This is a genomic window from Pigmentiphaga litoralis (assembly GCF_014651835.1).
Taxonomy (GTDB): Bacteria; Pseudomonadota; Gammaproteobacteria; order Burkholderiales; family Burkholderiaceae_B; genus Pigmentiphaga; species Pigmentiphaga litoralis.
In genome coordinates, this window is the sequence record NZ_BMXQ01000001.1 from 3,827,771 (window position 1) to 3,840,639 (window position 12,869).

A 12,869-nucleotide genomic window follows, 5' to 3' on the forward strand; every position below is an offset into this window, starting at 1 on the left:
CCCCGCACGCCCCAAGGCCTCGGAAGAATTCTGGTTCAAACTTCTTAGTGTTGTTGGGCAGCGTAGTGGGTGCAGTTGGTGGCAAGGTGTGGAGCGTTTGGCGTGGCTGCATTCTTGCAATGAGGGTCTGCTCGACACCGGTTGTCTGGTGCGCCCGCCTTCGCGCAGTCACGACGCATGGTCGCCCGAGCACGCCAGCCTCCGCAGCCCGCTCCCCCAAAAAATGCAAAGAGTCCTCCCCATCGCAAAGGTGGGTGTGGAGAGTTCGGTTGGAAGGCTTTGCGACGCGTGAAGCCCCGGCGAAGGCCGGGGTAGCGAGCTCGGCCTTTCAACCGAACTCTCCACGCCCGCCCCGCAAGAACCCCAGCCAGGATCAAGACCCCCAGCTGGAAAAAAGACCCCCCAGCTGGTAGCAAGAACAAAAAACTCAGATCTTGAACGCCTCAAACGTCTCAGGCGCAAACAGCTCCTCAGGCTTCAACAACCGCTGCGACAGTCCTTGCTCATGGTGATAGCGCAAGAACGTCTGCAACGTCTCCTGATTGCGCTCCAGCCCGTACGGCCAATAATCTTCTCCCATCTCGCGGATCACGTTTTCCATATCCGCCAGCAGCCACGGCATCATCGTCTTCAGGGCAGCCGTCTCGCGCAGATCGTCATACGCAATCTTCTGCGCCTGGGCGAACGCCTTGAACAGCGACTGCGCGATCCAGCGATTTTCTTCGTACAGTTTCCGACGGATCACCAGCGTGTGCATGATCGGGAAGATCTTGGTCTTGCGGTAATAGTCGCGCTCGACCTCCATGAAATTCGGGAACAGGCGCTGCACCTTGCCCTTGCCATGGATGAACGACGACGGCATGCGCGCGGTGTGGAGGGCGTCGATCTCGCCGTCGAGCAGCATCTGCGACAGCGTCTTTGTCGGGCCGATGGGTTCGACCTTGATATTGGGCGGCAGCGACAGCTTCAGCTTTTCGTCGCGGCCGGGTTCTTCCTCGCCGCCCGAGTAATAGGTCACGCTGTCGACCGGCACGTTGTAATGCTCGCTCAGAATGCCGCGGATCCACACGGGCGCGGTCATCTGGTATTCGGGCACGCCGATGCGCTTGCCGATCAGGTCCTTCGGTTCCTTGATGCCCGCGTCGGCGTTCACGAAGATGCACGAATGGCGGAAGAAGCGCGACGGGAACACCGGGATGGCGATGAAGGGCTGGTCGGGCTTGAACAAGGACACCGAGTACGACGACAGCGACATTTCGGCCACGTCGAATTCCTGATTGCGCAGCATGCGGAAGAAGGTCTCTTCCACCGGCATGTTCAGGTAGTTCAGGTCGATGCCGTCGGGCTGCACCGTGCCGTCCATCAATGCGCGTGTGCGGTCGTAGTTCCAGCAACCAAAAGACAGTTTGAGCTTCGCCATGCGGGTTCCTATCAAATAAGGAAAGGGTGAATCCGGGTCGCTGAAAGCGGGGTTCGCGAGCGGTTGAGGTCATCAACTCGTTGCGAACGTCCACCTTTGGCGCCCGGGAGATCAGTCGATCTTGATGCCGGCCTTTTTGATGACGGCGCCGTACCGGTCGATGTCGGTCTTGATCAGCGAGCCGAATTGCTCTGCCGACCCACCGGCTGGCTCCATGTAGGCGGTCGCCATGGACGACTGCACTTCCGGTTTGGCCAGCACGGCATTCAGCGCCTTGTTGAGTTTTGCAACGATGTCGGCCGGGGTGCCCGCGGGCGCCAGCATGCCGTACCAGATGTCGACGGCCACGCCCGGGTAGCCCTGTTCGGCGGCGGTCGGGATGTCGGGCGCGAAGCGCGAGCGTTTGCTGCTTGCCACGGCGTAGGCCTGGATGCGGCCTTGCGGCAGGTAGTTGGCCACGTTCGACAGCGTGATGAAGATCAGGTCGACCTGCCCGCCCAGCACGTTCGGAATCGAGGCGGCACAGCCCTTGTAGGGCACGTGCGTGATGTCGACGCCTGCCTGCTGCTTGAACATCTCGCCCGACAGATGCAGGATCGACCCGGTATCGCAGCCGCCGAAGGTCAAGGTGCCCGGGCGCGACTTGGCGTACGCCACCAGTTCCTGCAGTGTCTTGGGCGGCAGGCCCGCGCGTGACCCGATGATCGAGGTCGATGTGGCGATCTGCCCGATCGGTGCAAAGCTCTTGACGGTGTCGAACGGCAGCCTGGCCATCAGCGTCTGGTTGATCGTCATGGTGTTGGGCACGACTGCCAGCGTGTAGCCATCGGGGGCCGACTTGGCCAGCAGGTCCAGCCCGATATTGCCGCCGGCGCCCGGCTTGTTCTCGACAATGAAGGGTTCGCCGCCCAGTTCGGTGCGCAGGTGCTGCGCCAGCAGTCGGGCCAGCGTATCGACGCCGCCGCCAGCCGTGACGGGCACGATCACGCGCACGGGTTTGGATGGGTAGGCGTCGGCCGCCCAGGCCGTGGCGGCGCTGCCAGCCAGGGCCGCAGCAACAAAAAGGGTGGAAAGCAGGGTCTTCATGGCGGTCTCCATCGCGACTGAAGGCTGCCCGACGATGGCGGCCGCGGCCGGGCCGGCCGGCGGGTGGCTCGCGGGCACATGCGCGGACGGCAGGACGCCTCGGCCAGACGGCGCCGATTCGGACAGGGGTGTACGGGGGGCCGCGGGGACGCGGCGTGTCTCATGACCGGGCCGGCAATCGGCTCGGGGGATGGCGCTCTCTATGTAGCGGTCCGGGAAATTCTAAGTCGTTTCGGCCTCGGCAAACCCTGCGCCGAGCACCATTCGGTCATGATTAATTATGATCGGCGGTATAGCGATCGGTGATGTCCGGGTCACTACCCATGCCGACGGGGGGCACTTCTCCGGTCGATGGGCGGCCGTTCATGTGCGATGCCAGCATTTCGACGAACAGCGAGGTGGCCGTGTTGATCGGACGGCGCGGGTGGGTCACGCAGGCGATCTGCCGCACCGGCGTCGGGTCGACAATCCGGCGTACATGCACTTCGCGATCGGCCAGCCGGTTGCTGGCCGCGCTGCGGGGCAGCACTGCGTACATGCCCGTGGCGGCAATCAGCTTGACCGTTGTAATAATGGAATCGACTTCCACCGCAGGCGTGATCGTCAGCTTCAGCGATTGCGCATAGTCGTCCAGGATCCGGCGCAAGACGTGCTGGCGGGTCGTGGTGACAAGGGGGAGGGCGGCCAGATCGGCGAACGGGATGGGTGACCAGGGCGCGGTACCGTCGGGCGGGCCCATCAACACCATCTCTTCGTCACCGATGGCCTCGACGTTGAGCGTGAGCGGCTGGCGGGGCATATCCACGATGGCGGCGTCGATCTGCCCTGTCGATACCCATTCGAGCAGCCGGCCGTTGGCGACGCTGACCCGGACCTTGGGATAGGCGCGGGCGAACTCCGTCAGGGTTTCGGACAATACCCCTTCGGCCAGCGAGGTGATCATGCCGATGGTGACCTGTCCGGTGATCTCGCCGTCCCGGCACAGCATCTGTTCCCGCGCGTGGGCAAAGTCGCGCATCAGCGGCAGGTACAGCTCATACATGCGGTGCGCGGCGTCGGTGGGTTCCATGCCGCGGGGGCTGCGGGTGAAGAGGGGCTGGCCCAGTTCTTCTTCGAGCTTGGCGATCTGGACGCTGAGCGCCGGCTGCACGACATGGACGCGGCGCGCGGCCCGGGTGACCGATCCTTCTTCGAACAGACAAATGAAGTATTGGATCTGGCGGAACTCCACAATCAACTCCAATGAACAACTTTAGGGCATCATGTCGGCCACTCAGCGGATTGTCAGGTGAGCGCCACACAGGCGGCGTGGTTATTGAGGAGCTTACTCAACAAGATCCACGCAGTTGGTTGATTATCAACGACTTTTAAGAACTTGGTTTGATCGCCGAACAAGTTCCCGCTATACTCTTTGGGTTTGCCGAGGTAAATGTAGTTGGCTAGGGGGCACTCACAATGCTCTTGCCTGGTGCCTGCGGGATGCGGTCCAAGACAACTTTAGCGCCGGTCTGGTGCGGAATTGCCGGTAAAAGGTACCGTTCACTGCAAGTGACGGTTCACTGAAAGCGACGATTCCCAGACCTTGAGCAGCAAGGTGCTTGAATTTCCGCTTGCAGGTGTGGCTGAAGGGCAGGGGATGTGAGGACGGGGATGGATCAGACCAAAGCAGCGGAAGCCGCCCGATCGGAAAATATGCAGGGTGAACTCAAACGCGGGGAACCCAGATTTTTCGGTCCGGACGAAGTGGATGCGCGCTGGCCACCATCCTGGAAAGACGAAGAGTCGGCAAACGGTACGACAAACAGTACGACGTTGGAAGGCGGTACGGCAGCAGCAGGCCGCCCGGCAGACGTCAGTGAACCGATCCGGCTAACCGAATCGGAGCACGCAGCGCAGCGAAAGGCGGCCATCCGGGGGCTGTTCAACGCGGTTGTCGTGCAGATGGCAGTCAGCATCACCGTGGCGCTGGTCGCCCTGGTGGTCGCAGGCGCCGCCGCAGGGGTTTCGGCCCTGATCGGCGCGGCGGTCTATGCCATCCCCAACGCCTTGTTCGCATTCAGGCTGATCGTGAGTGTTAACAAGCCGGGTGGGGCCAATCCCGTAACGTTTTTTCTCGGTGAGTTCTTCAAGATCGCATTCGCGGGGCTGCTGATTGTCGCGGCCGCCAGCGTGGGTCATGAAGTCCTCGTCTGGCCAGCGTTCCTGGCGGGGCTGATCTTTGCACTGAAAAGCCAGTGGCTTGCCCTGGCTTTCGGACGCAAGGATCCGCAGGGCGCCTGAAAGTCCCTTCTTTGCACGGCTCACTGTTCTTGCACTACCCAATGCAGTACTGACCTGACTCATGCCGTCAGGTTCAAGACAAGCACCGTATTTTCGTAAATCTGGTCGTAGGATCGAAACCCCATCATGGCTTCCACCGCAGCGCCGACCGCATCCGAGTACATCGTCCATCACCTTGGACACTTGAACAGCACCGGTCAAAAACAAAGCGTCATTGCCGACTTTTCCATCGTCAATTACGACACCTTGTTCTGGTCCATCTCGATGGGCGTGCTCGCCTGCTTCGTGATGTGGCTGGGTGCGCGCCGCGCCGCGTCGGGCGTGCCCGGCAAGATGCAGGCCGCCATCGAAATGCTGGTCGAAATGGTTGACGAGCAGGCCAAGAACATCGTTCACAACGAAGTGTCGCGCCGTTTTGTCGCGCCGCTGGCCCTGACCGTGTTCCTCTGGATCATCCTGATGAACACGCTGGACTTGCTGCCGGTCGACCTGCCGCACTACATCATCAATGCGCTGGGCTGGGGTGAAGCCATCCACTACCACCGCATCGTCCCGACCGCCGACCTGAACGCAACCATCGGCATGTCGTTCGGCGTGCTGCTGCTGATGCTGTACTACGGCCTGAAGATCAAGACCCCGGGCGGGTTCGTGAAAGAGCTGTTCACCGCGCCGTTCCACGCGCACGGTATCGGCGCCGTCATCCTGGCCCCGGCGAACTTCCTTCTGAACATCATTGAATACGCAGCCAAGACCGTGTCCCTGGGCATGCGGCTGTTCGGCAACATGTTTGCCGGCGAATTGATTTTCATGCTGATCGCACTCCTGGGCGGTGCCTGGGCCGGATGGAACGCTCAAAGCGTCGTCCTGGGCGTCGGCCATCTGTTGGCAGGTTCGGTCTGGGCGATCTTCCACATCCTGATCGTGCTGTTGCAAGCCTTTATCTTCATGATGCTGACGCTGGTATATGTCGGCCAGGCTCACGAAGGGCACTAAAGGAATCGTCGGCGGGGTGCGTGTTCCGGCCTCGTTGATTCAGTAAAGCAGTTCGTGTTGTCTATCGTTATTTTTTAATCTTTCGGTCTCTGATTCATTATCAAGGAGTTGTCATGACCAACGTCGCTTTCGTCGCTCTCGCTTGCGGTTTGATCATCGGTCTGGGTGCCATTGGCGCATGCTTGGGTATCGCGATCGTCGGTGGCAAGTACATCGAAGCATCGGCTCGTCAGCCTGAACTGATGAACCCACTGCAAACCAAGCTGTTCCTGTTGGCTGGTCTGATCGACGCGGCATTCCTGATCGGCGTGGGTATCGCCATGCTGTTCGCGTTCGCCAACCCGTTCGTCGGCTAAGCCTCAACTTCGACATGACCGCTCCGTGGTGCCAGGCCTAGTTGCCGGCACCAGGGATGATGTTCTTTTCCGAAGAGGGAAATACCGTGAATCTGAACGCGACACTGATCTTCCAGACGCTGGTGTTTTTCGTCCTGGCCCTCTTTACGATGAAATTCGTATGGCCGCCGTTGATGAAAGCCATCGAAGAGCGTCAGTTGAAGATTGCGGAAGGCCTCGCCGCCGCTGAGAAAGGCAAGGCTGATCTCGCGCAGGCCCAGGCCCGCGTAGGTCAGGTGGAAGCGTCCGCGAAGGCTGACAACCAGACCCGTCTGGCTCAAGCCGAAAAGCAGGCTGCTGCACTGATCGAACAAGCCAGGAAGGACGCCGAACTCGAACGCGCCCGGATCCTGGAGCAAGCGAAGCAGGATGCGCAGCAAGAAGCGCAGCGTGCCCGCGACAGCCTCCGCGATGCGGTGGCCGCACTGGCAATCAAAGGCGCCGAGGAAATCCTCAAGCGCGAAGTGAACGCCCAGACGCATGCCGAGATGCTCGGCCGGCTCAAGGCGCAGCTTTAAAAAAAGAACCCGCGCGGACGCACGCCATGGCGTGCGCCTCGCGTTTGCGAATCACCTCGCTAACCGTATCAGGCATCGAGAGCCAACATGGCTGAACTGTCCACCATCGCCCGGCCCTACGCTGAAGCGCTGTTCGGCGTCGCCCGTGCAGATAGCGCAGGCTTGACCGCTTGGGCCGAACTGGTCGCCGAGATGGCGCAGGCCGCGTCGCACCCTGAAGTGCGCAGCGCCGTCGCCGACCCGCAATTCGACAGCGCGCAACGCGTCGAATTGTTCGCGTCGACCTTGAAGACGCCTCTGTCGATCGATGCGCGCAATTTCCTTGCGTTGCTGGTCGAGAACGGTCGTCTGCTGTTGTTGCCGGAAATCGCATCCGAGTTCCTGTGGCTCAAGAACCGCCACCAGGGCGAAGCCGATGCCGAAATCGTCAGCGCGTTTCCGCTGGCCGACGCTCAGGTGGCCGAATTGGTCGCCGGGCTGGAAAAGAAGTTTGGCGTGAAAATCAAACCCGTGGTTAGCGTCGATGCATCGTTGATTGGCGGTGTGCGCGTGGCAGTGGGTGATCAGGTGCTCGATACGTCCGTGCGTGCGCAGCTTGATCGTATGCGCGACGCTCTAGTCGCATAGTCGGTCGCTGCGTTCAACTGAACCGCACCGAGAGAAAGGATTCCAGGAGTCGATATGCAACTCAACCCGTCCGAGATCAGCGAACTGCTCAAGAGCCGTATTCAGGGCCTGAGCAATTCGACTGACATCCGCACTCAGGGCACGGTCGTTTCCGTGACCGATGGTATTACCCGCGTCCACGGCCTGTCCGATGTGATGCAGGGCGAAATGCTTGAATTCCCGAACAACACGTTCGGTCTGGCGCTCAACCTCGAGCGCGATTCCGTCGGTGCGGTGATTCTGGGCGAATACACCCACATTTCCGAAGGCGACATCGTCAAGACGACGGGCCGCATTCTGGAAGTGCCGGTGGGTCCGGAACTGCGTGGCCGCGTTGTCAACGCGCTGGGCACCCCGATCGACGGCAAGGGCCCGATCAACGCAAAGATGACCGACGTGATCGAAAAGGTTGCGCCGGGCGTGATCGCACGCAAGTCGGTGTCGCAGCCGCTGCAGACGGGCGTCAAGGCTATCGACGCCATGGTGCCGGTCGGCCGTGGTCAGCGCGAGCTGATCATTGGTGACCGTCAGACCGGCAAGACCGCGGTCGCCATCGACACGATCATCAGCCAGAAGGGCAAGGGCGTCACCTGCGTGTACGTCGCGATCGGCCAGAAGGCTTCGACGATCAACAACGTGGTCCGCAAGCTCGAAGAGCACGGCGCGCTGGAATACACCATCGTCGTGGCCGCCACGGCCTCCGACTCGGCCGCGATGCAGTACATCTCGGCCTACTCGGGTTGCACGATGGGCGAGTACTTCCGCGACCGCGGCGAAGACGCGCTGATCATTTATGACGATCTGACCAAGCAGGCCTGGGCCTATCGCCAGATCTCGCTGCTGCTGCGCCGTCCGCCAGGCCGTGAAGCCTACCCGGGCGACGTGTTTTACCTGCACTCGCGTCTGCTGGAGCGTTCGGCTCGCGTGAACGAAGACTACGTCGAGAAGTTCACGAAGGGCGCAGTCACCGGCAAGACCGGTTCGCTGACCGCGCTGCCGATCATCGAAACGCAAGCCGGCGACGTGTCCGCCTTCGTTCCGACCAACGTGATCTCGATCACCGACGGCCAGATCTTCCTGGAATCGGACCTGTTCAACGCCGGTATCCGCCCCGCTATCAACGCCGGTATCTCGGTGTCGCGAGTCGGTGGCGCTGCGCAGACCAAGGTCATCAAGAAGCTGGCCGGTGGTATCCGTACCGACCTGGCGCAGTACCGTGAACTGGCTGCGTTCGCGCAGTTCGCTTCCGACCTGGACGATTCGACCCGTCGCCAGCTGGAGCGTGGCCGCCGCGTGGTGGAACTGCTCAAGCAGCCTCAGTACCAGCCGCTGCAAGTGTGGGAACTGGCTGTGTCGCTGTTTGCAGCGAACAACGGTTATATCGACGACGTCGAAGTCAAGGATGTCCTGGCTTTTGAAAAGGGCCTGAAGGACTACCTGAAGTCGAAGTACGCCGCGCTGGTGGGCCGCATTGAAGACACCAAGGAAATCTCCAAGGACGACGACGCTGCCATGCACGACGCCGTCAAGGATTTCAAGAAAAACGGAGCCTTCTGAAGCGGGATTTTTGGGGCGCATAGCTTGCGTCCCTAATCACGGACAGGGGAAGACACATGCCCGGAATCAAGGAAATCCGTACCAAGATCAAGAGCGTGCAAAACACGCGCAAGATCACGAAGGCGATGGAAATGGTCGCCGCGTCCAAGATGCGCAAGGCGCAGGAACGGATGCGCGCGGCTCGCCCATACGCCGACAAGGTGCGCAACATTGCTGCGCACATGGCTCAGGCCAACCCCGATTACGAGCACCCGTTCCTGGCACGTCGCAGCGACATCAAGGCCGCTGGCCTGATTGTCGTCACGACCGACAAGGGACTGTGCGGCGCGTTGAATACCAACGTGCTCCGCGCGGTGCTGGCACGCCTGAAAGAGTTTCACGCCAAGGGCATCAAGCCGCAAACCACTGCCATCGGCAACAAGGGTGCGAACCTGCTGTCCCGCGTGAATGCCAACGTCGTGTCGCAAGTGGTCCAGCTGGGCGATGCGCCCAACATGGATCGCCTGATCGGCGCGATCAAGGTGCAGCTCGACGCGTATGCCGAGGGCAAGGTGGATGTGGTGTACATCGCGTACAACCGCTTCATCAACACCATGCGGCAGGAACCGGTGGTCGAGCAGTTGCTGCCTTTGTCGGCGGACCGCTTCGAACAGAGCGAGGCCGAAAAGCGGGCCTACTCGTGGGACTACATCTATGAACCCGACGCACAGTCGGTCATCGATGAACTTCTGCTGCGCTACGTCGAAGCCCTGGTGTTCCAGGCCGTTGCCGAAAACATGGCGTCCGAGCAGTCGGCGCGGATGGTGGCAATGAAGGCTGCATCGGACAACGCCAAGAAGGTGATCGGCGATCTGCAACTGGTCTACAACAAGACCCGTCAGGCAGCCATCACCAAAGAAATTTCGGAAATCGTGGGTGGCGCGGCGGCTGTCTAAGCCGACGCGAACACTCCTGGAAACAGCAATCGAGGAATCGATATGAGCAACGGAACCATCGTTCAGTGCATCGGTGCCGTGGTGGACATTCAGTTCCCCCGCGACAGCATGCCCAAGGTCTATGAAGCCCTGACCCTCGCCGACGACAGCCAGTCGTTTGCAGAAAAAGGCCTGACCTTCGAAGTGCAACAACAGCTCGGCGACGGTATCGTTCGCACGATCGCCATGGGTTCGTCCGACGGTCTCCGTCGTGGCATGTCGGTTGCCGCCAATGGCGCACCGATTTCCGTGCCGGTCGGCCTCGCGACGCTGGGCCGCATCATGGACGTCCTCGGCCGTCCGATCGACGAAGCCGGTCCGATCGCGACCGACGAGCGTCGCGCCATTCACCAGCAAGCACCGGCATTCGACGATCTGTCGCCGTCGGTCGAGCTGCTCGAAACCGGCATCAAGGTGATTGACCTGGTCTGCCCGTTCGCAAAGGGCGGCAAGGTCGGCCTGTTCGGCGGCGCCGGCGTGGGCAAGACCGTGAACATGCTTGAGCTGATCAACAACATCGCCAAGCAGCACGCAGGTCTGTCGGTGTTTGCCGGCGTGGGTGAACGTACCCGCGAAGGCAACGACTTCTATCACGAAATGGCAGAAGCCGGCGTCATCAACCTGGAGAACATCCAGGAATCGAAGGTGGCGATGGTGTTCGGTCAGATGAACGAGCCCCCGGGCAACCGTCTGCGCGTGGCGCTGTCGGGCCTGACGATGGCCGAGAAGTTCCGTGACGAAGGCCGTGACATCCTGTTCTTCGTCGACAACATCTACCGCTACACGCTGGCCGGTACCGAAGTGTCGGCACTGCTGGGCCGTATGCCTTCGGCCGTGGGCTATCAGCCGACGCTGGCTGAAGAAATGGGCAAGCTGCAAGAGCGCATCACGTCGACCAAGACCGGCTCGATCACGTCGATCCAGGCCGTGTACGTCCCTGCGGATGACTTGACCGACCCGTCGCCTGCAACGACCTTCCAGCATCTGGACTCGACCGTCGTGCTGTCGCGTGATATCGCCGCGCTGGGTATCTACCCGGCCGTCGATCCGCTCGACTCCACCAGCCGTCAGCTCGACCCGCAAGTCGTGGGCGAGGAGCACTACAACGTGGCCCGTGGCGTGCAATCGACGCTGCAGCGCTACAAGGAATTGCGCGACATTATCGCGATTCTGGGTATGGACGAGCTGTCGCCGGAAGACAAGCAGGCAGTGTCCCGCGCACGGAAGATCCAGCGTTTCCTGTCGCAGCCTTTCCACGTGGCCGAAGTGTTTACCGGCGCACCTGGCAAGTACGTGCCACTGAAGGAAACCATCCGTGGTTTCAAGATGATCGTCGACGGCGAGTGCGATGCACTGCCCGAACAGGCGTTCTACATGGTCGGCACGATCGACGAAGCGTTCGAGAAAGCCAAGAAGATCCAATAAGGATTTTTTCGGCACCTCTCTGAAGGGATCTTATGGCAACTTTACATGTTGACGTGGTCAGTGCGGAAGCCTCGATCTTCTCGGGCGAGGCGAAGTTTGTCTCCCTGCCCGGTGAAGCGGGCGAGCTCGGGATTCTGCCCGGCCACACGCCGCTGATCTCGCGCATCCGTCCAGGTACCGTGCGGATTTCGCGCACCGATGGCACCGAAGAAGACATCTTCGTGGCTGGCGGTCTGCTCGAGATTCAACCGGGTGTCGTGACGGTGCTTGCCGACACGGCCATCCGTAGCGGCGAGCTGGACGAAGCGAAGGCGACCAAGGCGCGTGCACAGGCCGAAGAAGCCTTGCGCAACGCCAAGGACAAGACCGAGATCGCTGTGGTCGAGGCCGAGCTGGCCATGCTGGCGGCTCAGCTGGCGGCGATTCGCAAGCTGCGCGGCAATCGCAACTGATTTGTGTTGTGACTCTGCGGCGTGAATCCGCGGCGTAATTGAACGGTCCGCGCCGGGTGGTCGGCGGCGCGGAATAAAAAACGGTCGTCCCGGGGTGGAAACACCTTGGGGCGGCCGTTTTTTTTGTGCGATGAACGGGCCGCCACGGCAGCCCGTCGTGACGAACGGCTTACGAGGCGTTGTCGATGACCTGCCTACCAGCGCAACGTGAACCGCCCGCCTTGTTCGCCGATCCGGCAGCAATGCGGCTCGGGGAAGTGCGCCGGAAACAGCCACGCGTCGCGCGCCGCGCAGTCTTGCAGCACGGCCAGCCGCACCTGCAGCGCCAGCTCTGGATCTTCATCGAACACCGAACACAGGGTGGGATGCGGCACCTGGATCGGGTGATGGATCACGTCGCCCGAAAAGATGCCTTCGTCGGCGCCCGACTTGAGTCGGATCTTCATGTGGCCCGGCGTGTGGCCATACGCGGCCTCCACGCGCATCAGGTTGTCGAGGTCGAACCCGTCATCGACTTCCTGCACCAGACCGGCTTCGAGCACGGGCAGGATGCTGTCGTCAAACACGTTCTCGTTGATCGGTCGCGCCACATGGCCGTGGATGCGCGGGTCCCATCGCGCCAGTTCCTTGCGCGAAAACAGATACCGCGCATTCGGAAAGGTGGGCACCCATCGGCCTTGGGCATCCAGCCGGGTGTTCCAGCCGACGTGGTCCGCGTGCAGGTGCGTGCACATCACGAAGTCGATGTCTTCCGGCGCGGCGCCAGCGGCTTTCAGGCGGTCCAGCCACGGTTCGTTGCGCTGATGGAAGCGGTCGATGCTGGGACGCGTCTTGTGGTTGCCGATGCAGCTGTCCACAAGAATGGTGTGTCGGTCGGTGCGGACGAGCCAGCTGTGAATGCTGGTGCGCAGCTGGTTGGCGCCCGGGTCGTAGTAGCCAGGCGCGAGCCACGCCATCTCGGCCGCCAGGTGGTCGGGCGTGATGGCGGGGAACATGGCGGCGGGCGCAAACCCCAGGCCCAGGAAGTCTTCGACCCGGGTGATGCGCGCGGCGCCCAGTTGAATGACGGGGGATGGCGAAAGCGCTGCGCCTGTCATGCCGTG

The 12,869-nt window shown here is 61.5% G+C and carries 13 protein-coding genes; 9 read left to right on the forward strand and 4 right to left on the reverse strand.

Annotation, left to right across the window (positions count from 1 at the left end; all coding sequences use genetic code 11):
• Positions 1-427: 427 nt before the first annotated feature.
• The 3 genes from IE116_RS17475 to IE116_RS17485 all read right to left on the reverse strand — a co-directional run bounded on the left by IE116_RS17475 (position 428) and on the right by IE116_RS17485 (position 3,737).
• The gene (locus IE116_RS17475; protein ID WP_189614192.1) at positions 428-1,420 is read right to left on the reverse strand and encodes an ABC transporter substrate-binding protein; all 993 of its coding nucleotides are present in this window, start codon (positions 1,418-1,420) and stop codon (positions 428-430) included.
• A gap of 111 nt (positions 1,421-1,531) precedes the next feature.
• Positions 1,532-2,506: a Bug family tripartite tricarboxylate transporter substrate binding protein gene (locus IE116_RS17480; protein ID WP_189614193.1), complete on the reverse strand. Its 975-nt coding sequence runs from the start codon at positions 2,504-2,506 to the stop codon at positions 1,532-1,534.
• A gap of 274 nt (positions 2,507-2,780) precedes the next feature.
• The gene (locus tag IE116_RS17485) at positions 2,781-3,737 is read right to left on the reverse strand and encodes a LysR family transcriptional regulator (RefSeq protein WP_189614194.1); all 957 of its coding nucleotides are present in this window, start codon (positions 3,735-3,737) and stop codon (positions 2,781-2,783) included.
• A gap of 419 nt (positions 3,738-4,156) precedes the next feature.
• Between IE116_RS17485 and IE116_RS17490 the strand changes: the two genes are divergently transcribed.
• The 9 genes from IE116_RS17490 to IE116_RS17530 all read left to right on the forward strand — a co-directional run bounded on the left by IE116_RS17490 (position 4,157) and on the right by IE116_RS17530 (position 11,766).
• Entirely contained in the window at positions 4,157-4,786 is a 630-nt protein-coding gene (locus tag IE116_RS17490) for an ATP synthase subunit I (RefSeq protein WP_229828258.1), read from the forward strand.
• Between the two features lie 126 nt (positions 4,787-4,912).
• Positions 4,913-5,779: a F0F1 ATP synthase subunit A gene (gene atpB / locus IE116_RS17495; protein WP_189614195.1), complete on the forward strand. Its 867-nt coding sequence runs from the start codon at positions 4,913-4,915 to the stop codon at positions 5,777-5,779.
• 113 nt (positions 5,780-5,892) lie between these two features.
• Positions 5,893-6,135 (forward strand): F0F1 ATP synthase subunit C, encoded by a 243-nt coding sequence (atpE, locus tag IE116_RS17500; protein WP_124692009.1) that lies wholly within the window; start codon positions 5,893-5,895, stop codon positions 6,133-6,135.
• Positions 6,136-6,221: 86 nt separating this feature from the next.
• The gene (locus IE116_RS17505) at positions 6,222-6,692 is read left to right on the forward strand and encodes a F0F1 ATP synthase subunit B (RefSeq protein WP_179588451.1); all 471 of its coding nucleotides are present in this window, start codon (positions 6,222-6,224) and stop codon (positions 6,690-6,692) included.
• An 87-nt stretch (positions 6,693-6,779) separates the two neighbouring features.
• On the forward strand, positions 6,780-7,319 hold the full coding sequence (locus IE116_RS17510) for a F0F1 ATP synthase subunit delta (protein WP_189614196.1): 540 nt from the start codon (positions 6,780-6,782) through the stop codon (positions 7,317-7,319).
• Between the two features lie 54 nt (positions 7,320-7,373).
• The gene (gene atpA, locus IE116_RS17515; protein ID WP_189614197.1) at positions 7,374-8,915 is read left to right on the forward strand and encodes a F0F1 ATP synthase subunit alpha; all 1,542 of its coding nucleotides are present in this window, start codon (positions 7,374-7,376) and stop codon (positions 8,913-8,915) included.
• A 56-nt stretch (positions 8,916-8,971) separates the two neighbouring features.
• Positions 8,972-9,850: a F0F1 ATP synthase subunit gamma gene (atpG, locus tag IE116_RS17520; RefSeq protein WP_189614198.1), complete on the forward strand. Its 879-nt coding sequence runs from the start codon at positions 8,972-8,974 to the stop codon at positions 9,848-9,850.
• 42 nt (positions 9,851-9,892) lie between these two features.
• Complete coding sequence (gene atpD / locus IE116_RS17525; protein WP_179582524.1) at positions 9,893-11,314, forward strand: F0F1 ATP synthase subunit beta; 1,422 nt, start codon at positions 9,893-9,895, stop codon at positions 11,312-11,314.
• Between the two features lie 32 nt (positions 11,315-11,346).
• Complete coding sequence (locus tag IE116_RS17530) at positions 11,347-11,766, forward strand: F0F1 ATP synthase subunit epsilon (RefSeq protein WP_189614199.1); 420 nt, start codon at positions 11,347-11,349, stop codon at positions 11,764-11,766.
• Positions 11,767-11,960: 194 nt separating this feature from the next.
• Here the strand turns inward: IE116_RS17530 and IE116_RS17535 are convergent, their stop codons facing one another.
• Positions 11,961-12,863, reverse strand: coding sequence for an MBL fold metallo-hydrolase (locus IE116_RS17535; protein ID WP_189614200.1), 903 nt, complete (start codon positions 12,861-12,863; stop codon positions 11,961-11,963).
• Between the last annotated feature and the right edge of the window lie 6 nt (positions 12,864-12,869).

Bases quoted from the DNA above. Each gene is read 5' to 3' on its own strand.
- IE116_RS17475 (WP_189614192.1), bottom strand. From the start codon at position 1,420: ATGGCGAAGCTCAAACTGTCTTTTGGTTGCTGGAACTACGACCGCACA.
- IE116_RS17480 (WP_189614193.1), bottom strand. From the start codon at position 2,506: ATGAAGACCCTGCTTTCCACCCTTTTTGTTGCTGCGGCCCTGGCTGGC.
- IE116_RS17490 (WP_229828258.1), top strand. From the start codon at position 4,157: ATGGATCAGACCAAAGCAGCGGAAGCCGCCCGATCGGAAAATATGCAG.
- atpB (WP_189614195.1), top strand. From the start codon at position 4,913: ATGGCTTCCACCGCAGCGCCGACCGCATCCGAGTACATCGTCCATCAC.
- atpE (WP_124692009.1), top strand. From the start codon at position 5,893: ATGACCAACGTCGCTTTCGTCGCTCTCGCTTGCGGTTTGATCATCGGT.
- IE116_RS17510 (WP_189614196.1), top strand. From the start codon at position 6,780: ATGGCTGAACTGTCCACCATCGCCCGGCCCTACGCTGAAGCGCTGTTC.
- atpA (WP_189614197.1), top strand. From the start codon at position 7,374: ATGCAACTCAACCCGTCCGAGATCAGCGAACTGCTCAAGAGCCGTATT.
- atpG (WP_189614198.1), top strand. From the start codon at position 8,972: ATGCCCGGAATCAAGGAAATCCGTACCAAGATCAAGAGCGTGCAAAAC.
- atpD (WP_179582524.1), top strand. From the start codon at position 9,893: ATGAGCAACGGAACCATCGTTCAGTGCATCGGTGCCGTGGTGGACATT.
- IE116_RS17530 (WP_189614199.1), top strand. From the start codon at position 11,347: ATGGCAACTTTACATGTTGACGTGGTCAGTGCGGAAGCCTCGATCTTC.
- IE116_RS17535 (WP_189614200.1), bottom strand. From the start codon at position 12,863: ATGACAGGCGCAGCGCTTTCGCCATCCCCCGTCATTCAACTGGGCGCC.